Annotated in this window: 19 protein-coding genes and 2 pseudogenes; 10 read left to right on the top strand and 11 right to left on the bottom strand. The window is 63.6% G+C overall.

The window, feature by feature from the left end; translation table 11 throughout:
* Positions 1-73: 73 nt before the first annotated feature.
* From E2K76_RS08930 to E2K76_RS08895, 8 genes are all read right to left on the bottom strand, one after another.
* Positions 74-1,303 (bottom strand): pyridoxal phosphate-dependent aminotransferase, encoded by a 1,230-nt coding sequence (locus E2K76_RS08930; protein WP_136683949.1) that lies wholly within the window; start codon positions 1,301-1,303, stop codon positions 74-76.
* A gap of 51 nt (positions 1,304-1,354) precedes the next feature.
* Positions 1,355-2,980: a hydantoinase B/oxoprolinase family protein gene (locus tag E2K76_RS08925; protein ID WP_136683948.1), complete on the bottom strand. Its 1,626-nt coding sequence runs from the start codon at positions 2,978-2,980 to the stop codon at positions 1,355-1,357.
* 14 nt (positions 2,981-2,994) lie between these two features.
* Positions 2,995-5,079 (bottom strand): hydantoinase/oxoprolinase family protein, encoded by a 2,085-nt coding sequence (locus E2K76_RS08920; RefSeq protein ID WP_136683947.1) that lies wholly within the window; start codon positions 5,077-5,079, stop codon positions 2,995-2,997.
* A gap of 115 nt (positions 5,080-5,194) precedes the next feature.
* Positions 5,195-6,016, bottom strand: coding sequence for a transporter substrate-binding domain-containing protein (locus tag E2K76_RS08915; protein WP_136683946.1), 822 nt, complete (start codon positions 6,014-6,016; stop codon positions 5,195-5,197).
* A 46-nt stretch (positions 6,017-6,062) separates the two neighbouring features.
* Entirely contained in the window at positions 6,063-6,713 is a 651-nt protein-coding gene (locus tag E2K76_RS08910; protein WP_136683945.1) for an amino acid ABC transporter permease, read from the bottom strand.
* Positions 6,714-6,720: 7 nt separating this feature from the next.
* Positions 6,721-7,386 (bottom strand): amino acid ABC transporter permease, encoded by a 666-nt coding sequence (locus tag E2K76_RS08905; RefSeq protein WP_136683944.1) that lies wholly within the window; start codon positions 7,384-7,386, stop codon positions 6,721-6,723.
* Positions 7,387-7,397: 11 nt separating this feature from the next.
* Positions 7,398-8,147, bottom strand: coding sequence for an amino acid ABC transporter ATP-binding protein (locus E2K76_RS08900; protein WP_136683943.1), 750 nt, complete (start codon positions 8,145-8,147; stop codon positions 7,398-7,400).
* The gene (locus E2K76_RS08895; RefSeq protein WP_136683942.1) at positions 8,144-8,611 is read right to left on the bottom strand and encodes a RidA family protein; all 468 of its coding nucleotides are present in this window, start codon (positions 8,609-8,611) and stop codon (positions 8,144-8,146) included. Before E2K76_RS08895 ends, E2K76_RS08900 begins: the two co-directional genes overlap by 4 nt.
* Positions 8,612-8,921: 310 nt before the next feature.
* On the opposite strand from E2K76_RS08895, the gene E2K76_RS08890 reads away from it, so the two are divergent.
* Both E2K76_RS08890 and E2K76_RS20775 read left to right on the top strand, forming a co-directional pair.
* Positions 8,922-9,629, top strand: a complete 708-nt coding sequence (locus tag E2K76_RS08890; protein ID WP_136683941.1) for a FadR/GntR family transcriptional regulator — start codon at positions 8,922-8,924, stop codon at positions 9,627-9,629.
* Between the two features lie 149 nt (positions 9,630-9,778).
* Positions 9,779-10,094 (top strand): annotated as a pseudogene (locus E2K76_RS20775) (integrase); the annotation flags it as partial.
* On the opposite strand, the gene E2K76_RS08880 reads toward E2K76_RS20775, so the two are convergent.
* Complete coding sequence (locus E2K76_RS08880) at positions 10,081-10,377, bottom strand: LysR family transcriptional regulator (protein ID WP_136683940.1); 297 nt, start codon at positions 10,375-10,377, stop codon at positions 10,081-10,083. The pseudogene E2K76_RS20775 and the gene E2K76_RS08880 overlap by 14 nt on opposite strands.
* Before the next feature lie 42 nt (positions 10,378-10,419).
* Here E2K76_RS08880 and E2K76_RS21105 point away from each other — a divergent pair.
* A pseudogene (locus E2K76_RS21105) lies at positions 10,420-11,564 on the top strand (aldo/keto reductase).
* Between the two features lie 43 nt (positions 11,565-11,607).
* Here the strand turns inward: E2K76_RS21105 and E2K76_RS08870 are convergent.
* A complete protein-coding gene (locus E2K76_RS08870) occupies positions 11,608-12,009 on the bottom strand; it encodes a RidA family protein (protein ID WP_136683939.1) in 402 nt (133 codons plus the stop codon).
* A 164-nt stretch (positions 12,010-12,173) separates the two neighbouring features.
* Between E2K76_RS08870 and E2K76_RS08865 the strand changes: the two genes are divergently transcribed.
* Positions 12,174-12,776: a TetR/AcrR family transcriptional regulator gene (locus E2K76_RS08865; protein ID WP_136683938.1), complete on the top strand. Its 603-nt coding sequence runs from the start codon at positions 12,174-12,176 to the stop codon at positions 12,774-12,776.
* Here the strand turns inward: E2K76_RS08865 and E2K76_RS20985 are convergent.
* On the bottom strand, positions 12,767-12,889 hold the full coding sequence (locus E2K76_RS20985; protein ID WP_281280720.1) for a hypothetical protein: 123 nt from the start codon (positions 12,887-12,889) through the stop codon (positions 12,767-12,769). The genes E2K76_RS08865 and E2K76_RS20985 overlap by 10 nt on opposite strands.
* A 47-nt stretch (positions 12,890-12,936) precedes the next feature.
* On the opposite strand from E2K76_RS20985, the gene E2K76_RS08855 reads away from it, so the two are divergent.
* The 6 genes from E2K76_RS08855 to E2K76_RS08830 all read left to right on the top strand — a co-directional run bounded on the left by E2K76_RS08855 (position 12,937) and on the right by E2K76_RS08830 (position 19,006).
* Positions 12,937-13,509 carry an ABC transporter ATP-binding protein gene (locus E2K76_RS08855; RefSeq protein ID WP_281280719.1) on the top strand — a complete coding sequence of 191 codons (573 nt, stop codon included), beginning with the start codon at positions 12,937-12,939 and terminating at the stop codon, positions 13,507-13,509.
* Positions 13,509-14,456 (top strand): ABC transporter ATP-binding protein, encoded by a 948-nt coding sequence (locus tag E2K76_RS08850; RefSeq protein ID WP_136683937.1) that lies wholly within the window; start codon positions 13,509-13,511, stop codon positions 14,454-14,456. The genes E2K76_RS08855 and E2K76_RS08850 overlap by 1 nt, the downstream gene beginning before the upstream one ends.
* A 480-nt stretch (positions 14,457-14,936) precedes the next feature.
* Positions 14,937-15,839: an AraC family transcriptional regulator gene (locus E2K76_RS08845; protein ID WP_136683936.1), complete on the top strand. Its 903-nt coding sequence runs from the start codon at positions 14,937-14,939 to the stop codon at positions 15,837-15,839.
* 64 nt (positions 15,840-15,903) lie between these two features.
* Complete coding sequence (locus E2K76_RS08840) at positions 15,904-16,935, top strand: ABC transporter substrate-binding protein (protein ID WP_136683935.1); 1,032 nt, start codon at positions 15,904-15,906, stop codon at positions 16,933-16,935.
* Between the two features lie 53 nt (positions 16,936-16,988).
* The gene (locus E2K76_RS08835; protein WP_136683934.1) at positions 16,989-17,765 is read left to right on the top strand and encodes an ATP-binding cassette domain-containing protein; all 777 of its coding nucleotides are present in this window, start codon (positions 16,989-16,991) and stop codon (positions 17,763-17,765) included.
* On the top strand, positions 17,762-19,006 hold the full coding sequence (locus E2K76_RS08830; RefSeq protein ID WP_136683933.1) for a sugar ABC transporter permease: 1,245 nt from the start codon (positions 17,762-17,764) through the stop codon (positions 19,004-19,006). The genes E2K76_RS08835 and E2K76_RS08830 overlap by 4 nt, the downstream gene beginning before the upstream one ends.
* Positions 19,007-19,016 lie beyond the last annotated feature (10 nt).

The following is a 19,016-nucleotide window of genomic DNA, read 5'->3' as shown; positions in this document are numbered from 1 at the left end:
GAGCCTCTGCTTGATGTCCTGAGGTTGCATGTTTTTCCTTACCTTTCATGTCGATGAGTCAGTGGATGGGAAACTAGGTCGCTGCCGCGTCGAACTGCTGGTCTGCACAATGCTGCACCATGGCCGCCAGCCGGTCGCAGGCTGCCGAAATATCCGCATCTGATGCAGCGATGGACAACCGGATATGTCCGGGGGCGGCGAAGGCGCTGCCGGGCACGCTGGAGAGGCCGAACTCTTCAAGAAGATGCGCGGCCACCGCCACATCGTCTTGCAAAAGCACGCCGCCTGGCCCGCGCGTGCCAATCAAACCGCGCACGTCGATGAAAGCATAGAACGCGCCTTGCGGCGGGGTGTATCCGATCAGCGGGATTTGGGCCAACCGCTCGGCGACCAGCTTCGCCCGTTCGGCAAAACGTGCCGAACCTGCGGCCACGAAATCCTGATCGCCGGTCAAAGCAGCCATAGCGGCAGCCTGAACGACCGGACAGACCGAGGTGACGCTTTGCGACTGGCACTTGTTGATCGCGTTGATAAGCGGCGCCGGCCCCGCTGCATAACCCAGACGCCAGCCGGTCATCGCATAGGCTTTCGATACCCCGTTGACGATCAGCGTTCTGTCCAGAAGGTCTGGACAGGCGGTGCCGAACGACACAAAGGGCGCGTTCCCCAACAGCACATGCTCGTAGATTTCGTCCGACAGGATCAGGATGCGGGGATGGCGGACCAGAACATCACCCAGTGCCCGAAGCTCGTCCCGAGAGTAGATCGCACCCGTTGGGTTCGACGGCGAATTGAGCATGATCCACCGCGTATCGGACGTGATCGCGGCTTCGAGCCGGTCGGCGGACAGCTTGAACCCCTGTTCGCCCGAGCATGGCAGAAAGATCGGCCTGCCGCCGTGAAGCGATACTATATCGCCATAGGACACCCAGCACGGGCTGGGGATCAGCACCTCGTCGCCCGCCTCCAGGCTGACCATGAACGCATCGAACAGCAGCTGCTTGGCACCGTTGGCGACGATGATCTGGTCCGGAGCATAGTGCAGCCCGTTGTCGCGTCGGAATTTCTCGGCGATGGCGGCCCGCAGCGCATCGCTGCCCGCCGATGCACCGTAGCGGATGCCGCCCGCTCGGATGGCCTCTATGGCGGCGGCGGAGACATGCGGCGGCGGTTCGAAATCGGGTTCGCCAAGGGAAAGATCGATCACGTCGCGGCCTTGCGCCATCATCGCGCGGGCAGCCATTGCGATCTTCATCGACGGGGATGGTTGCATGGAACGCGAGCGTGCGTTTTCGAAGCTCATGGGAATGTCCGGATAAGGAATGAAAGGGGGCGGACGCCCCGCCCCGCAAGTTCAGTCGTTGAGGACGTATTCGAAGGCGCGGTCGCGCGCATCCGCTTCGGCACCGCGTGCCGAGGCGGGACCATAGCCGCCGCCGCCGGGCAGTTCCAGCACCAGACGGCGCCCCTCGGGCACATGCTGGCGGCCCTTGGCGGCCAGAACGGTGCCGTCATCCAACCGCACCACGCCGGGGGCCCCGTCCTCGCCGCCCTCTCGGCCGCGCGGTGGATAGGCGACGCGGTCGAACATGGCGTTGAAATAGATCTCATGCCCGGCGGTCGGCGCGATCTCCACCACCTGCCCGAGGCCGCCGCGGAATTCGCCCGCACCGCCCGATCCATCACGCAGTTCCTTGCGCCAGAAGATGACCGGCCCGACATGCTCGGTCGCCTCGATGGACATGGAATGGACGCCGCTTGGAAAGGCGGTGGCGCTCAGCCCGTCAAGGGTGGGACGCGCACCCGCGCCGCCGCTGTTGAACAAAAGCACCTCGGCCCGCTGGCCATCCTTGACGCCGCGCAGGGGGCGGCACGAGACGTGGAGGTTCCACAGCGCCCCTGCCCCTTCGGCTGGCACCTGTCCCGGCAGCATCTTGTGCACCGCGCCAAGCACCGCATCTGGCACCAGATGGCCAAGAACGTGGCGCACCGACACGGGCGCGGGCCGCTTGACGTTCAGGATGCAGTCCTCGGGGGCCTTCACCTTGAACGGCAGCAGCGAGTAGTGGTTGTTCGGAATCTCGGGCGCGACCGAGCATTTCAGTGCATAGCAGGCATAGGCCGCCGAATAGATCAGCGGACAGTTAATGCCTTTGGGACTGGGTGGAGAGGTTCCTGCGAAGTCGCAGATGATGTGATCGGCGTGCACGTCCAGATGAACGGCGATGTCGATGGGTTCGGCATAACCGTCCACGCGCATCACGTTGTCATACTGTCCGCGCGGCAAGGCGGCGATCGCCTCGATCGTGGCGTCGTAGCTGCGCTTGAAGATGAAATCGGCCAGACCCTCCAGATCGCACAGCACGAATTCGTCCATCATGTCCATCAGGCGGCGGTGGCCGATCTCGTTGCAGGCGGCCAGCGAATAGACGTCGCCGACGACCTGATGCGCCTCGCGGACGTTGTTGCGCAGGATGTTCACCAAATCCTGGTTCACCGTGCCGCGCGTCGCGAACTTCATGATGGGGACGAAGATCCCTTCCTCGTAGACCTCGTTCGCATCGGGGCCGAAACCGCGCCCGCCCACATCGACGACATGAGCGGTGCAGGCGAAGAAGCCAACCAATGCGCCGTCCCTGAAGCTGGGAGAGACAACGGTGAAGTCGTGCAGGTGGCCCGTGCCCTTCCACGGGTCATTGGTGATGTAGACGTCGCCTTCGAAGATATTGTCGCGCCCGATGTCGTTGATAAAATGGCCAACCGCCTCGGCCATGGCGTTGACATGGCCAGGGGTGCCGGTGACCGCCTGTGCGATCATCAGGCCCGCGCGATTGAAGACCCCGGCGGAAAGATCGCCCGACTCCCGCACGCTGGTCGAGAATGCGGTGCGGATCAAAGTGACCGCCTGTTCCTCCACCACGGAGATAAGGCGGTTCCACATGATCTGCTTGTGAACGTCGGAAAGGGTGGTGCTGGACATGATCGGCTCCAATCTCACGCTTTGGCGGCGATCAGCAGGCAACCGTCGGCTTGCAGGATCGCATCGCGGCTGGCGGTGACGATGGTTGAGGTTTCGCGTTCGGTGATGACGGCCGGGCCCGCAACCCAATCGCCGGGCTGCATGACGTGACGTTCGACCACGTGCGCATCGTTGAAACGGTTCTGCGCCGCGTCGAACAGCTTGCGGGTCCCCGCCACCGGGGCGGCCCGCTGCCGTTCCGTGCGCGAGACCTTGATCGGCGTCGGCACGCGAGAGCTGGCGCGCAGCGACCAGCTGACGATCTCCACGTCCAGCCCCTCGATCACACGACCGAAGAAGCGTTCATAGCAATCGTCGAACAGGGCGCGGAATCCCTTGCCGTCGGCCTGGGCGTAATCGCGGACCTCGATCGGGACCGGAACCTCCCACCCTTGGCCGACATAGCGCATATAGGCGGTGCATTCGAGATCGAGCGCCCCGTCCGGCGTGCCCCGCCGCGCAAAGCCCGTCGCTTCGGCCGCCAGATCGCGGATGGTCGCATTGATCGCATCGGCGTCGAAGGCGGACAGGCGGCTATAGGCGGACCGCACGCTTTCAAAGCCGAAGGGCGCGCGCAGGAAGCCGATGGCGGACCCGACGCCCGCGCCCTGCGGGATCAGCAGCGTGTCGATGGCCAGCTTTTCGCACAGCCGCGAGGCATGCAGGGGGGCTGCCCCGCCAAAGGCGATCATCGTGAAATCGCCCAGTTCCTTGCCATTTTCGACCGCGTGCATGCGGGCGGCGTTCGACATGTTCTCGTCGACCATCTCGCCGATGCCAAAGGCGGCGGTGGTGCTGTCAATGCCCAGACGGTCCGACAGCTCGCGCGTCAGCGCCGCCTCGGACGCGGCGCGGTCCAGCTTCATCTTGCCACCGGCGAACGCATCGGGGTCGAGGCGCCCGAGCAGCAGGTCGGCATCAGTGACGGTGGGCTGATCGCCGCCGCGGCCATAACAGGCGGGCCCCGGTTCCGATCCGGCGCTGTGCGGCCCCACGCGGATCTGGCGCATGTTGTCGACGGATGCGATGGACCCGCCACCGGCACCGATCTCCACCATTTCGATCACCGGAATGGAGATCGGCATGCCGCTGCCCTTCTTGAAGCGCCATGTCCGCGCGACCTCGAAGGTCTTGGATGTTTTCGGCACCTGGCCTTCGATCAGACAGATCTTGGCGGTCGTCCCGCCCATGTCATAGCTGACCACCTGATCGATGCCGTAGGATGTGGCAACGTCCGCGGCGAAAATCGCCCCGCCTGCCGGACCGGATTCCAGCAACCGCACAGGAAACTCGATCGCGCTTTCGACGCTGATGATCCCGCCGCCGGAATGGATCATGAAGACCGGGCAATCGGTCCCGGCATCCTTCAGCCTACTGACCAGACGGTTCAGATAGGACGCGATCAGCGGCTTTACGAAGGCATTGGCGCAGACGGTGTTGAAACGCTGGAATTCGCGCATCTGCGGCGACACCTCGGCCGAGATCGAGACGGCCATGCCGGGAGCCTTGGCCAAGAGACGATCGCGGACGCGGCGTTCGTGGCTGTCGTTCAGATAGGAGTGGATCAGGCCGATGGCGACGCTTTCGAAGCCCTTGGCGATGATCCGGTCGCACAGCGCATCGACCTCGGCATCGTCAAGCGGCTTCAGCACCGCGCCATCGGGACCGATGCGTTCGTCCAGCACGAAACGGTCGTCGCGCGACACCAGCGGTGCGGGCAGAACGATGTTCAGATCGTATTGCTCGAAACGGCTTTCGGTCCGCATCTCGATCACGTCGCGGAAGCCCTTGGTGGTGATCAGGGCAGTTCGCGCGCCCCGACGTTCGATCAGCGCATTGGTTGCAAGCGTCGTTCCGTGGATGACAAGGTCGATGGCCGAAAGCGGCACGCCCGCCGCCTCGCACACTGTCTCGATGCCCTTGACGATTGCATTTTCGGGATACGAGTAATCGGTCAGCAGCTTGGTCGAGTGAAGATCGGAGCCGATCTCCATCGCGATGTCAGTGAACGTGCCGCCGATATCGACGCCCACCCTGACTTGCTTGCCATCTGTCGTCATCGTCTTTCAAACTCCGGTTGCGATTGGGATGCAGGTCCCATGCCCTTCGGCCCGAAAGCGGCCGAAGGAGGTTGTCTTTTGCATGTCGCGTGAAGGTGGCCGGTTGGCCGGAAGGTCAGTTCGCCGCTTTGCCGGTGAAATCGACGCCGGGCAGTTCGACCGGAAGGTCGGCGCGGTCGGAACCGATCCACTTCTTGTAAAGCGCGTCGAGTTCGGCATCGTGGCGCGTGACGAAGTCGTTCAGGTATTCCAGCATTTCCTGGTCGCCCTTGCGCACGGCCATCGCCTGGATGTTGTCGGCGACCTTGTATTTGGCCTCGAACCCATCGCCGCGCCCGGTGCTTTGAATGACCGTACCATAGGTCTTGGACCCTACGATGGCATCCACCTGCCCCGAAAGCAGGGCCTGCACCGTGGTCGCGTCGTCGTCATAGCCGCGGATCTCCGTCCCGGCGGGGGCCGCCGCCGTCAGGATCGGCTCGAATGCGCTGCCGCGATTGACGCCGATGACGAAGTCGCCCAGTTGCTCGTTGCCGGTGATCTCGGCATCCTTCCGGGCCCAGACCGTGATGTCGTTTGACGAATACGGAAGCGCGTATTGGATCACCTTGGCGCGCTCTTCGGTCACGGTCATCGACGGGACAAGGAAATCGACCTGCTCGGTCGTCAGGGACGGGATGCGGTTCTGACCGGTGATGCGGAAGAACGCTGGCGTGACGCCCAGATCAGCGGCGATCAGCTTGGCCACTTCGATGTCATAGCCATCGTTCTGCCCGGCCTCGTCGATGAAGCCCCAGGGGAACTGGTCCATCTGGACGCCGATCGTTACGCTGCCCTTCTGGCGCAGCTCGTCGGGCGTGACGGCCATGGCCGCCGTGGTGCCAAGCGCAGCGACGGCGAAGGCTGCTGCGAATTTTCTAAAGTTCACGATGCACATTGCGAAAACTCCCGTGTTGATGTGCCATCCGGCTTTTGATCTGCCCTTATCCTTGGGCATTGAGGCGTCGTTCCAGCTGTGCGCTGCACAAGGTCAGCGGCAGGCAGATTGCGAAGTAGACCAGCCCGACGGTCGCATAGACCTTGAGCGGTTCGAACGTGATGTTGGACATGAGCTGCCCGGAGCGGGTCAGTTCGGTCAGACCCAACAGCGCGGCGAGCGCGGTGCCTTTCGTCAGGTTGACCATGAAGCCGACCGTCGCGGGCAAGCTGATGCGGAAGGCCTGGGGCAGCACGATGTCGCGCATGCGGCTGGCATATCCCAGACCAAGCGCGCGGCCCGCTTCGGACTGACCATCCGGCACAGCCTGGATCGATCCGCGCCAGATCTCGCCCAGAAAGCCGCTTGCATGGAGGGAAAGCCCGGCGATGACGGCCAGCCACAATTCGACTTTGACGCCCAGGAGGGGCAGTCCGAAATAGACCAGAAACAGCTGGATCAGCAGCGGAGTGCCCTGAAATATCTGGATGTAGCCTGCCGCAAAGATGCGGAGCGGACGGATGCCCGATGTCCGCGCGAGCGCTACGAGAAGGCCCAGAAGCCCGCCGACGACGAAAGCCGCAAGCGACATCAGGATAGTCCATTTCGCCCCTTCCAGCACGAACAGGATTTCAGGAAAGCCAAAGGTGCGGATCATGCTGCCCTCACTTCGTCGGATAAGAGAAATAGGTGCGCCCGATCAGCCCCAGCCCCAGCGAGAAAAGCTGCGAAAGGATCAGATAGATCGCACCCAGGACGAAATAGACCTCGAAGCTGCGGAAGGTCTGGTTGTCGATCATCTGCGCCGCATAGGTGAGTTCCTGCGCGGAGATCGATGCAACAAGGCTGGTGTTGAGCATCATCAGGATGAATTGGCTGCACAGCGAGGGATAGACCGCCCGGATCGCAGGCCGAAAGACGATGAAGCGATACACATCGGGGGTGGACATGCCCAGCGCGCGCCCAGCCTCGATTTGGCCTTTGCGGATGGATTCGACGCCGCTGCGGACGATCTCGGCGATATAGGCCGAACAGTTCAGCGTCATCGTCAGGATCGCCGCCTCCATCGCATTCAGGCGAAGGCCAAGCTCCGGCATTCCGAAATAGATGAAGAAGACCTGCACCAGAAACGGTGTGTTGCGGATCAGCTCGATATAGCCGATGGCGATACTGCGCAGCGCTGCCACGGGGGCCATCCGCATCGCAGTCAGCACGATGCCGAAAACCAGTCCCAAGGCCATCGAGATGGCCGAGATATAGACGGTCGCCCAAGCCCCCGCCGCCAGCAGGCGCCATGCCTGGAAAACGGGGGCGAAGTCGAAATCATACATCGCTTGCCCCCTCAGTGGTTCAGGATTTGACTAAGGAAGGCGCGAGTGCGGTCGTGGCGGGGGGTTCCGAAGAATTCGGTCGGCGGTGCCGTCTCGATGATCTCGCCCCGATCCATGAAGATGACGCGGTGCGCGACGGCCCGGGCGAAGCCCATCTCGTGCGTCACGCAGATCATCGTGATGCCTTGGTCCGCCAGCCCGATCATCGTGTCCAGCACTTCCTTGACCATCTCGGGATCGAGCGCGCTGGTGGGTTCGTCGAACAGCATGACCTGCGGCCCCATGCACAACGCCCGCGCAATGGCGACCCGTTGCTGCTGGCCACCCGAAAGCTGCGCCGGGTATTTATGGCCGTGTTCGGCAATATGCACCTGTTCAAGGAAATGCATCGCCTTGTCGCGCGCCTCGGCCTCGGAGATGCGGTGGATGCGCCGGGGCGCAAGCATGCAGTTCTGCAGGACCGTCAGATGGGGAAACAGGTTGAACTGCTGGAACACCATGCCGACATCGCGACGGATGTGATCGGCATTCGCGCCCTTCTTGCCAAGCTGGTTTCCGTTCACCTCGATCGTGCCGCCTTGGATTTCCTCCAGCGCGTTGATGCAGCGGATCAGCGTGGATTTGCCGGACCCCGAAGGACCGCACAGGACCAGATGTTCGCCCTTGTTCACGGTCAGATCGATGTCGCGCAGGACGTGCATCTTGCCGAACCATTTGTTGACGGCGCTCATGCGGATCGTGGTGTTGTTTTGCGTGGTCATGCGCGAACCTCGAACACGGCGTCGATCTCGACGGCGAAGGCGCGCGGAAGGGTTCCGGCCCCGAGTGCCGTGCGGGCATGACGACCGCAATCGCCCAGCACCTCGACGATAAGGTCCGATGCCCCGTCGATCACAGCGGGATGGTCGGTGAAACCGGGGGCGGCATTGACGAAGCCGCGCAGTTGTAGACACCCTGTCACACGGTCAAGATCGCCGCCCAGCGCACGAGAAACCTGTGCCAGCATGTTGATCGCAGCGACTCGCGCCGCTTCACGTGCCTGCTTGGCGGAAACATCCTGTCCAACGATGCCCTGAAATGCGTCGACACCGTCCACGCGCGGCACTTGCCCAGATACATAGAGCGTCGTTCCGCTGATGCGGCACGGAGCATAATTTCCACTCGGCACGGCCAGCTTGGGCAGGACGATCCCTAGCCGTTCAAGTCGTTGGGTGACTGTTCCCATGTTACACTCCCGGTTGGTTTGCATCCGACTGCGACGCCTGTCGCCCAGATGTCCTACTTTTTTCACACGGTGACTCGTAGTATTACCTTCTGTCAAGAGAGATTACCTCTCAAAGAAAGACATGCTATGCCATATATAGACGCGAAGTGCATATTTTCGGTGCGTTCTGCTAATGAGATGACGCTAGAAAAGGTCAGGGATCTTCTGGATCTGTCGAATCGCTAGAACACCTCCCAAGACGTATTACCTCTTCCCCCTCCGAGACAATGTGTGTAGGACTTCATACGAAGAAGCTGTTCAGGAGGTTGCTTTGGAATCGCTCACGTCCCGCACGATCAGGGAAATTCAGTCGCGGATCGTGGCCGGCCAGTTGAGCACGGGCGACAAGCTCGGCACCCTCGCGTCGCTAAGCGAAGAGTTTGGCGTCAGCAGAACCGTCATCCGCGAAGCTGTGGCCGCACTTTCATCCGAAGGCTTGCTTTCCACGCGGCACGGTGTGGGCGTCTTCGTCATCGAGGGCACCAGCGAAACCTCCCGGCGCAAGGACTCTGCGTTGCTGAAGACCATGAGCCAGTTCAGCGGGTCCTTCATGGACATGTTGGAATTGCGGATGGCCTTCGAGGTCCACGCTGCAGGCTTGGCGGCCATCAGGCGATCGTTGGCTCAAGAGGAGGCGATCTGGAAGGCGGTTCGTGACTTCCGAGAGGCGATGGCGAATGACGCAATCCTGGACGAGATCGACTATTCGTTTCATCGTGCAGTCAATCAAGCAACCAACAATACCGCATTCATTGAATTCTTCACGCTCATGGGACCTCGACTGCTCCCGCCGTCGACATTTTCCCGCGACATCCACGCGGATCTGATCACCGACACCTACATCGAGCAGACCGACAAGGAGCATCGGGCAATTGCCGAGCAAATCAGCCGTGGCGACAGCGAAGGTGCCCGCGCCGCCATGCACTCCCACCTGACCCGCGCGCATGATCGATATCGAGGTATAATATATCGTAGTTGAGGGCCTGAGATGGTGCTGCGACTGCACCATAACTTTCAGGCAGGAATGGCGGGTTTGGGGCTCGACGCGACGAAGATGTCTTGTCGTGCTATCATGACTCGGCATCATTCCGAAAGGCGGGCGGGAGCGGTGGATCGGAAGGCACTGCCATGTCCACCGAACTCATCACCACCCTTCTTCCACCACCACGCATCGCCTGGAACAAGGGCCGAATCGTCGGCCAGAAACGACCGCCGCAGCCGAAGCACGTGTGGTCCATTCGAATTCGGCTCGAGATGGCCGGTGATCTCCGGGCTCTCGCGCTGTTCAACATGGCCATCGACAGCTCTGGTCCGTCTGCAGGTGCGCGATGTCTTCGCCGCGGGACAGGTTGTGGAACGGGCTTCGGTTATTCAGAAGAAGACCGGACGGCCCGTCAGGTTCGAGATCACCGAGACGACCCGCATCTGCCTCAAACAGTGGATCGCCCCTCCGGGTCGTCACGCCATGCGGCAAGCCCGTCGAGCCCTGCGTCGATCTCGGCCAATGCCGGTCCCAGCCGCTCCAGCAGTGCAGCACCAGCCGCAGTCGGGGCCACGGACCTTGTCGAGCGCGCCAGAAGACGCACGCCGAACCGCGTCTCCAGCCCCCGCATCGCATGGCTGAGGGCGGAGGGCGAGACGCCAAGCTCCGCCGCAGCAGCGGTGAAGCTGCGGGTTCGGGCCACGGCGGCAAAGGCGGCAAGATCGTTGAGCGGCTGGCGCGGCATTGCTGAATTTCCCTCACAGGCTCATCGCAGACATAGCCGCTAATGCCGCCCCGATCCTACCCCCCATCTTGGTTTCAGGGACAAAGGAGCCGAACAATGAAGATGACCGACTACCGCACCCTTGGCCGCTCCGGGCTGATCGTCAGCCCGCTGGCGCTTGGCACGATGACCTTCGGTGCCGCAGGCTGGGGGGCCGAAGAAGCTGCCTCGCGCGCGATCTTCGACGCCTATTTGGGAACGGGCGGCAACCACATCGACACCGCCGACGTCTATTCGGCGGGCGAAAGCGAGGCGATGCTGGGCCGGTTCCTGAAGGAAACCTCCACCCGCGACCGGCTGGTGATCGCCACGAAGTCGGGCTTTCCACGCTCGCAGGGGCATCCGATGCATGGCGGAAACGGCGCTAAGAACATCCGGCTCGGAATCGACGGCTCGCTCCGCCGCCTCGGGACCGACCACATCGACCTTTACTGGATGCATGTCTGGGACCGCACCACCCCGCCAGAGGAGGTGCTGCAGAGCCTGACGCGCGAGGTGCAGGCGGGCGCATCCTGCATTACGGCTTTTCCAACACGCCCGCATGGTATGTTTCGCGCGTGGCGACGCTGGCCGAGGCGCACGGCCTGCCACGCCCCATCGGTCTGCAATACAGCTGGTCGCTGATCGAACGCGGGGTAGAGCTGGATCTGGTGCCGATGGCGCAGGCACTGGGCCTTGGCGTGGTGCCGTGGTCGCCGCTTGCCGCAGGAATGCTGACCGGCAAATACGGTCGCGAGATGTTGACGCATGCGGATCGCGCGGTCTCGCTTCCCGACAAGGCAGCCTCGGCGGCGCGCAGCGGCGATGGGCGACTGAGCGGCGACAACCCCTATGGCGGGATGCTGTTCACCGAACGCAACTTCGCGATTGTCGACACGCTGCACGAGGTTGCGGCAGAGATAGGCCGCCCGATGGCGCAGGTGGCGCTGGCCTGGCTCGCGGCACAGCCAGCGATGGGGTCGATCCTGACCGGGGCGAGCCGACCGGAGCAGTTGCGCGAGAATGTGGCGGCGCTCGAGATCGAGCTGAGCGCCGATCAGAAGACGCGGCTGGATACGGTCAGCGCCCTCCCGCTGCTGAACCCGTATTTCATCTTCGATCTGCCCCGCGCGCGACTGTTCGGCGGGCAGGACGTCAGGCCGTGGTAAGCGCCGGGCCCCGCAAACAATCGTCGCGGGGCACGGCATCGGATCATGCGGCGGGGATGCGCGCGATCACCTTGATCTCGAAATCGAACCCCGCCAGCCAGTTCACTCCGACCGCCGTCCAGTTCGGGAACGGCTGCGTCGGAAAGGCACGGTTCTTGGCCTCCAGGAACTCGGCGAATTGCACTTCGGGGGCGGTGTGGAAGCTGGTTACGTCGATGATGTCGTCGAATGTGCACCCTGCCGCAGCCAGCACGGCCCGCAGGTTGTCGAACGCCCGTGCGACTTGCGCGGCATAGGTCGGCTCAGGCTCGCCATCCAGTTGGCTGCCGACCTGCCCCGAGACGAAAAGCAGATCGCCGGAGCGGATCGCGGCGGAATAGCCGTGCTTTTCATAAAGCGCATGGCGTTCGGAGCTTGCGGGATAGACGGGTTCACGTTTGGTCATGGTTGGGTCCTTTCTGATATCGGACGGGATCGGCTCGGATGCGGGCCCTGCACCCTTAAGGCTTTGTCGTGCAGCCGATTGATATACGCTGCGTATCTGGATTTATTAACATACACGCCGTATGTCAATACATATACGCAGCGTATGTTACCAAAGGGGCTACTATGGCGAAGACGCGGGCGGAAATGATGCAGGAAACGCGGGGAAAGCTCCTCGCCTCGGCGCGCGCGGCTTTTGCCAGCCATGGTTATGCCGCAACTTCGATGGACGACCTGACGGCGGCGGCGGGGCTGACGCGCGGCGCGCTTTATCACAATTTCGGCGACAAGAAGGGGCTGCTTGCCGCGGTGGTCGACCAGATCGACGCGGAAATGGCGGACCGTGCGCGCGATATCGGTGCGGGGGCCGGTTCGCTCTGGGACGGTCTTCTGGCCGAGGGTGCGGCCTATATCGAGATGGCACTCGATCCCGAGGTGCAGCGCATCGTGCTGCTGGACGGTCCGGCTGTCTTGGGAGATCCGTCGCGCTGGCCCAGCCAGAACCGCTGTCTGGACGCAACGCGGGCGGCGGTCACCGCTCTGCGCGCCAAGGGCCTTCTGCGCGAGGTCGATATCGAAGCGGTATCGCATCTCCTGAACGGCGCGGCGCTGAATGCAGCGCTGTGGGTTGCCGCCAGCGACGATCCTTTGGCAACGCTGCCGAAAGCGCAAGAGGCGTTCCGCCTGATGGCCGAAGGCCTGCTCGCGCAGCCGCAGTTTCAAGCTTGAACGTAAACCCACGCCTTGCGACCGGACGTCAAGGCGACTTCTACCCGTTTGTAATCCGCCACTTCATAGGCATCCGCCGCCGCAAGCTCGGCCGCCGTGATGCGGAATACCATGCCCTCCACCTTGTCCGAGGGCTGGCCGGGTCCGCCTTCTGGCCGATGTGGGCATCCCCGACCCGGAGCGCCGCGCCCGCCAGTTTCCGCACGAGCTTTCGGGCGGGATGCGCCAGCGCGTGACGATCGCCATGGCGCTGGCCTGCGATCCGGAACTGTTGATCGCGGACGAGCCGACCACCGCGCTCGACGTGACCATTCAGGCGCAGGTGCTGGACCTTCTGCAGAAGCTTCAGCGCGACCGGGGCATGGCGATCCTGTTCGTGACCCACAACCTCGGCGTCGTGGCCGAGATCGCGGACCGCATCGCCGTGATGTATGCGGGCCGCATCGTGGAATCCGGACCGGTGGCCGAGGTCTTCGCCCATTCGCGCCACCCCTACACGCGCGGACTCCTCGCCTCGATCCCGCGATTGGGGGAGGCGGTGAAGCTGAAGGAACGCGGCGAGCCGCTACCGGCGATCGCAGGCTCCGTCCCCTCGCTCGTGCGGCTGCCGTCCGGCTGCGCCTTCGCGCCGCGCTGCCCGATGGAGATCCCCGCCTGCCGCACCGCGGTGCCTGAACTGGAACAGGTCGGCCCCGACAGGCGCGCCCGCTGCATCCGCTGGGAGGACGTCTGATGTTCGTCGATGTTCGCGGCCTGTCGAAGCACTTCGCACCCACGGGCTTCTCCCGCGGCCCCACCGTCCGCGCAGTCGATGACGTGTCATTCTCTATCCCGCGCGGCAAGGTCGTGGGCCTCGTCGGCGAAAGCGGCTCGGGCAAGACCACCATCGGCCGGTCGGTCCTGCGACTGATCGAGCCGACCTCGGGCGAGGTGCGGATCGACGGCACCGACATCCGCCGCCTGTCTTCGGCCGAACTGCGCAAGGCACGGCGGCGGATGCAATATGTGTTCCAGGACCCCTATGCCAGTCTGTCACCCCGGCTGACCATCGGCCAGATTCTGACCGAAGGCATGGATATCCAGAAGCTGGGCAGCAAGGCCGACCGCCGCCGCAAGGCCACCGAGACCCTGGCGCTGGTCGAGATGCCCGAGGATGCGCTGGACCGTTACCCCCATGAGTTCAGCGGCGGGCAGCGCCAGAGGATCGGCCTTGCCCGCGCGCTTGCGCTCGAACCCGAGTTCATCGTGGCGGACGAGCCGGTTTCGGCGCTGGACGTGTCGATCCAGGCGCAGGTCATCAACCTGATGCGCGATCTCCAGCTTCGGCTGGGGCTGACGATGCTGTTCATCTCGCATGATCTGGCCGTGGTGGAATACATTTGCGACACGGTGGTCGTGCTGTATCTGGGACGCGTGATGGAGATCGCACCGGCGGCCGACCTCTACGCGCGCCCGCAACACCCCTATACCCGTGCGTTGCTGTCGGCGATCCCTTCCCCCGATCCTGCGGCGCGCAAGCAACGCCAGATCCTGAAAGGTGACATCCCCAGCCCCGCGAACCCGCCATCTGGCTGCGTGTTCCGCACCCGCTGTCCCATGGCCGCACCGGAATGCGCGGCAAGGATACCGGAACTGAAGGCCATCGGCGAAGGGCACCTTCACGGTTGCATTCGTGTGTAAGACAACGGTCGTCGATTTCAACCAGGACGGTGCACGGGTCTTCTGGTCGGCGCGATTCAGGTCCCGGGCTTTGTCCCCCTGCAACTGCGCGCATGGCAGAACTATGGCAAGGGGAACTTGGCCCACTTGACGGCCTAGATCGTGCCAAGTGCCGGGATCACCGGCGTCATCGCCGCCTATGGCTTCGGCATGCCGGTGATCTTCCGACCTCGGTGACACGGGTGGCGCTGGCGGGATCGAACCTGATGGGGGCGGCGTTCGGGGTCATTCCCGCACAACGCACAGCAAGGCTCCGCCCCGTCGAGGCGTAGGCAGCGCGTAAGATGCGCAGGGCCGATCAGCATGGGCGATCGCGCACCGGTGCAAAAATGCAAAAATCGTATCGGTCACCATGTCACACGCGCGTAGCATGAAACGACAAAGCGGGTAGATTCATAGAATCACTGCCGTGTGGAGGCGGAGTGACAGGGGGAGGATCGGATGAAACCCGACTTCGAAGTGGTGAGCATCGGTCGCGCGCAGTCCTTCCGCGCCTGGGAGCATGGCTATCCCTTTGCGACGGTGCGGTGGCATTTCCATCCGGAATACGAGATCCATCAGGTCGTGGCCACCTCGGGGCGGTTCTTCGTCGGCGATTTCATCGGCACGTTCGCGCCGGGCAACCTCGTGATGACCGGGCCGAACCTGCCGCACAACTGGGTCAGCGATCTGGATGCGGGGGTGGAAATCCCCCTGCGCAACCGGGTCTGCCAATTCTCGCAGGACTTCGTGACCGCAGCGTCCCAAACCCTGCCCGAGCTTCAGCTTTGCCGCGAGATGCTGGATCGCAGTCGCAACGGCATCCTGTTTTCGGCCCCTACCGAGCAGGCCGCGGAGCCGATCTTCAGGGAATTGGTGCAGGCGACGGGCATTCGCAGGTTGGAGCATTTCTTCGGCCTGCTTGCCGTGCTGGCGGCGGATGCGGATGCGCGGCCCCTGACCAGCGGACGCTACGAGCCTGACCCTTCGCTGTTCATGGCGGCAAGGATGAACGAAGTCCTGCGCTATATCGGCGACAACCTGACCGAGGCGTTTTCCGAGCCGGACCTTGCCCGGATCGCCGGGATGAACCCCGCCGCCTTCTCGCGCAGCTTTCGGCGGCATACCGGCATTCCGCTGGTGCGTTACGTCAACCGGCTGCGGATCAATCTGGCTTGCCAGCTTCTGGTTTCGGACGAACAGATGGCAGTGACCGACGTCTGTTTCGCCTCCGGCTTCCGCAACCTGTCGAACTTCAACCGCAGATTCCTTGCCGAAAGGGGCGTCTCGCCCACGCGCTTCCGCGCGCTGATGGAGGAGACCGTCTCCCCCTGGCGGCATCTGGGAAGACGTCGAACAGCCTGAAAAAATCAGATCCGCATGGAGGGAGAGGAGCCCGAGATGCGGTCAACAGCAGGGAGAGAAGAGCATGAAGATTTCCACGACGGCCATCGCAGCCGCGCTCGCGATCTGCGCGGGCACGGCAAGCGCGCAGACGGTGGCGTTCCTGATGCCGGATCAGGGGTCCACCCGATATGACGAACACGACTATCCGGGGTTTCAGGCAGAGTTGAAGACCGTCTGCCCCGATTGCACCCCAATCTATCAGAACGCCAATGGCGACGTTGCGTTGCAACAGCAGCAGGTGAATTCGGCCATCGCGCAAGGTGCGAAGGTAATCGTGCTGGACCCGGTCGATTCCGGTGCGGCGGCATCGCTGGTGCAGCTTGCCCAGTCGCAGGACGTGAAGGTGATCGCCTATGACCGCCCGATCCCCGGACGTCCGGCCGACTTCTACATCTCGTTCGACAACGAGGCGATCGGGAAGGCGATCGCCGAAAGCCTGGTGCAGCATCTTCAGGCAGAAGGGGTGACGGCCGAAAACGGTGGCGTCCTGCTCATCAACGGCTCGCCCACCGATGCCGCCGCGCGCCTGATCCGCGACGGGGCGCGGGCCGGGATCGAGACCGGGCCCTACGAGATGCTGGCCGAATACGACACCCCGAATTGGGAGCCCCCGCAGGCGCAGCAATGGGCCGCCGGGCAGATCACCCGTTTCGGCGACCGCATCGTCGGCGTCGTCGCCGCAAATGACGGCACGGCGGGCGGCGCGGTCGCCGCGTTCAAGGCTGCCGGCGTCGACCCCCTGCCCCCCGTCACCGGCAACGATGCGACCACCGCCGCGCTGCAACTGATCATCGCCGGGGATCAATACAATACCATCTCCAAACCGTCCGAGATCGTGGGGGCAGCCGCCGCCCGTGTCGCCGCGCAATTCCTGAACGGAGAGACGCCCGAGGCGAAGACGACGCTTTACGACACCCCGTCGGAACTGTTCGTTCCCGCCATCGTCACCCGCGACACCCTGAAGGCCGAGATCGTGGACAAGGGCATCGCCAGCGCGGCCGACCTTTGCACCGGACGTTACGCCGAGGGCTGTGCCGAACTGGGCATCGAGTGACGAGGCATCGTCCGGGGCCAGCCCCGGACGACCCTTCAAGGGGAGGAAGTCTGATGGAACAGCCCATTCCGGCGCTGAAGCTGAGCGGCATTTCCAAGAACTTCGGCGCTGTGTCGGCGCTGACTGAAATCGATCTGGAAGTTCACCCGGGCGAGGTGGTCGCCTTGGTCGGCGACAATGGCGCGGGCAAATCAACGCTGGTCAAGATCATGGCCGGGGTGCACCAGCCTTCATCGGGCGACATCGCGTTCGAAGGTCAGCCCGTCACACTGAACGGACCAAGCGCCGCCTTGCGTCTGGGCATTGCCACGGTCTTTCAGGATCTTGCCCTGTGCGAGAATCTGGATGTCGTGGCGAACATCTTTCTGGGTCAGGAACTGAACCCCATCGCGCTGGACGAAACCGCGATGGAGGTCCGCGCCTGGACGCTGCTGAACGAACTTGCTGCGCGCATTCCTTCGGTCCGCGATGTCGTGGCGTCGCTGTCGGGCGGGCAACGGCAGACCGTCGCCATCGCGCGGTCCCTCTTGCTCGACCCCAAGATCATCATGCTGGACGAGCCGACCGCAGCACTTGGCGTCGCGCAGACGGCCGAGGTGCTGAACATGATCGAACGCGTAAAGGCGCGCGGGATCGGCGTCATCATGATCAGCCACAACATGGAGGATGTACGCGCCGTGGCCGACCGCATCGTCGTGCTTCGGCTGGGGCGCAACAACGGGGTCTTCCTGTCGACCGATTCCAACGAAGACCTGATCGGCGCGATCACGGGCGCCAGCGACAACGCGGTCAGCAGACGCGCCGCCCGCCGGGTGGAGGCGCCGACATGACAACCGATTCCGAAAAAGGACTTCTGGACCGCAGCGATACCCGCGTGCGGCATGAAACGGGCATCGCCGACACGCTTCGCGCCTTCGCGGGTCGTGTCAGGGCGGGCGATCTGGGGTCGTTGCCGGTGGTCGTGGGGCTTGTCATCATCTGCACGGTGTTCACCAGCCTCAACCCGATCTTCATCGCGCCGAACAACCTCGTGAACCTGCTTTACGATTGTTCTGCCGTCGGGATGATCTCGCTCGGGATCGTCTGCGTGCTGCTGCTGGGCGAGATCGATCTGTCGGTGGGATCGATGAGCGGGGTCGCCTCGGCCCTGCTAGGGGTGTTCTGGGTCAATGCCGGACTGCCTTTGCCGGTCGTGCTGGCGATGGCGCTGGTGGCGGGGGCTGCGGTGGGGGCAATCTATGCGCTGCTGCGCGTGTCGTTCGGAATGCCCTCGTTCGTCGCCACGCTGTCGGGGCTTCTGGCGCTGCTGGGCTTTCAACTATACCTGTTGGGCAATTCAGGCTCCATCAACCTGCCCTACGGGTCGTGGATGGTGAATTTCGGCCAGTTGATGGTGATGCCGGATTGGCTCTCGCACCTGCTCGCGCTGGCTCCGGGGGTGGCGATCCTCGTGCTTGGGATGCGCAGGCGCGCGAACCGGGCACGTTCGCGGCTGCATCCGGGGTCGGGCCGGGGGCTGCTGGTGAAGGCGCTGGCCGTGACCGTCGGGCTGGAGCTTGCCGTCTTCTACCTCAACCTCGGGCGTGGGGTGCCGTGGATGTTCGGCTTCTTCGCCCTGCTGGTGATGATCATGAATTATGCGATCACGCGCACCCGCTGGGGCCGCTCGGTTCTGGCGGTGGGCGGCAATGCCGAGGCGGCGCGGCGGGCGGGCATAAACGTCAAGCGCGTGTATTTCAGCTGCTTCATGCTGTGCTCCACCCTTGCGGCGCTGGGCGGTATCCTGTCGGCCTCGCGCCTCGCGACTTCCAGCCAGCAAGCGGGCACCGGGGACGTCAACCTGAACGCAATCGCCGCTGCGGTGATCGGCGGCACCAGCCTGTTCGGCGGGCGCGGCAGCGCGTGGTCGGCCATCCTCGGGATCATCGTGATCCAGTCGATCTCCAACGGGTTGACGCTTTTGAACCTGTCGTCGTCTTGGCGATACATGATCACCGGCGCAGTGCTGGCCATCGCCGTGATCGTGGATGCCCTTGCCCGACGCAGCCGCACACAACACGGACGGGCTTGAAAGGAGCGGA

The organism is Falsirhodobacter xinxiangensis (genome assembly GCF_004959935.1).
Taxonomy (GTDB): domain Bacteria; phylum Pseudomonadota; class Alphaproteobacteria; order Rhodobacterales; family Rhodobacteraceae; genus Falsirhodobacter; species Falsirhodobacter xinxiangensis.
The sequence above is the reverse complement of the archived record's forward strand: the minus strand, read 5'-3'. Positions and strand labels throughout refer to the sequence as shown.

What these genes read in the sequence shown, in the direction of transcription:
- E2K76_RS08930 (WP_136683949.1), bottom strand. Translation starts at nt 1,303, where the DNA reads ATGAGCTTCGAAAACGCACGCTCGCGTTCCATGCAACCATCCCCGTCG.
- E2K76_RS08925 (WP_136683948.1), bottom strand. Translation starts at nt 2,980, where the DNA reads ATGTCCAGCACCACCCTTTCCGACGTTCACAAGCAGATCATGTGGAAC.
- E2K76_RS08920 (WP_136683947.1), bottom strand. Translation starts at nt 5,079, where the DNA reads ATGACGACAGATGGCAAGCAAGTCAGGGTGGGCGTCGATATCGGCGGC.
- E2K76_RS08915 (WP_136683946.1), bottom strand. Translation starts at nt 6,016, where the DNA reads ATGTGCATCGTGAACTTTAGAAAATTCGCAGCAGCCTTCGCCGTCGCT.
- E2K76_RS08910 (WP_136683945.1), bottom strand. Translation starts at nt 6,713, where the DNA reads ATGATCCGCACCTTTGGCTTTCCTGAAATCCTGTTCGTGCTGGAAGGG.
- E2K76_RS08905 (WP_136683944.1), bottom strand. Translation starts at nt 7,386, where the DNA reads ATGTATGATTTCGACTTCGCCCCCGTTTTCCAGGCATGGCGCCTGCTG.
- E2K76_RS08900 (WP_136683943.1), bottom strand. Translation starts at nt 8,147, where the DNA reads ATGACCACGCAAAACAACACCACGATCCGCATGAGCGCCGTCAACAAA.
- E2K76_RS08895 (WP_136683942.1), bottom strand. Translation starts at nt 8,611, where the DNA reads ATGGGAACAGTCACCCAACGACTTGAACGGCTAGGGATCGTCCTGCCC.
- E2K76_RS08880 (WP_136683940.1), bottom strand. Translation starts at nt 10,377, where the DNA reads ATGCCGCGCCAGCCGCTCAACGATCTTGCCGCCTTTGCCGCCGTGGCC.
- E2K76_RS08870 (WP_136683939.1), bottom strand. Translation starts at nt 12,009, where the DNA reads ATGACCAAACGTGAACCCGTCTATCCCGCAAGCTCCGAACGCCATGCG.
- E2K76_RS08865 (WP_136683938.1), top strand. Translation starts at nt 12,174, where the DNA reads ATGGCGAAGACGCGGGCGGAAATGATGCAGGAAACGCGGGGAAAGCTC.
- E2K76_RS20985 (WP_281280720.1), bottom strand. Translation starts at nt 12,889, where the DNA reads ATGGTATTCCGCATCACGGCGGCCGAGCTTGCGGCGGCGGATGCCTAT.
- E2K76_RS08850 (WP_136683937.1), top strand. Translation starts at nt 13,509, where the DNA reads ATGTTCGTCGATGTTCGCGGCCTGTCGAAGCACTTCGCACCCACGGGC.
- E2K76_RS08845 (WP_136683936.1), top strand. Translation starts at nt 14,937, where the DNA reads ATGAAACCCGACTTCGAAGTGGTGAGCATCGGTCGCGCGCAGTCCTTC.
- E2K76_RS08840 (WP_136683935.1), top strand. Translation starts at nt 15,904, where the DNA reads ATGAAGATTTCCACGACGGCCATCGCAGCCGCGCTCGCGATCTGCGCG.
- E2K76_RS08835 (WP_136683934.1), top strand. Translation starts at nt 16,989, where the DNA reads ATGGAACAGCCCATTCCGGCGCTGAAGCTGAGCGGCATTTCCAAGAAC.
- E2K76_RS08830 (WP_136683933.1), top strand. Translation starts at nt 17,762, where the DNA reads ATGACAACCGATTCCGAAAAAGGACTTCTGGACCGCAGCGATACCCGC.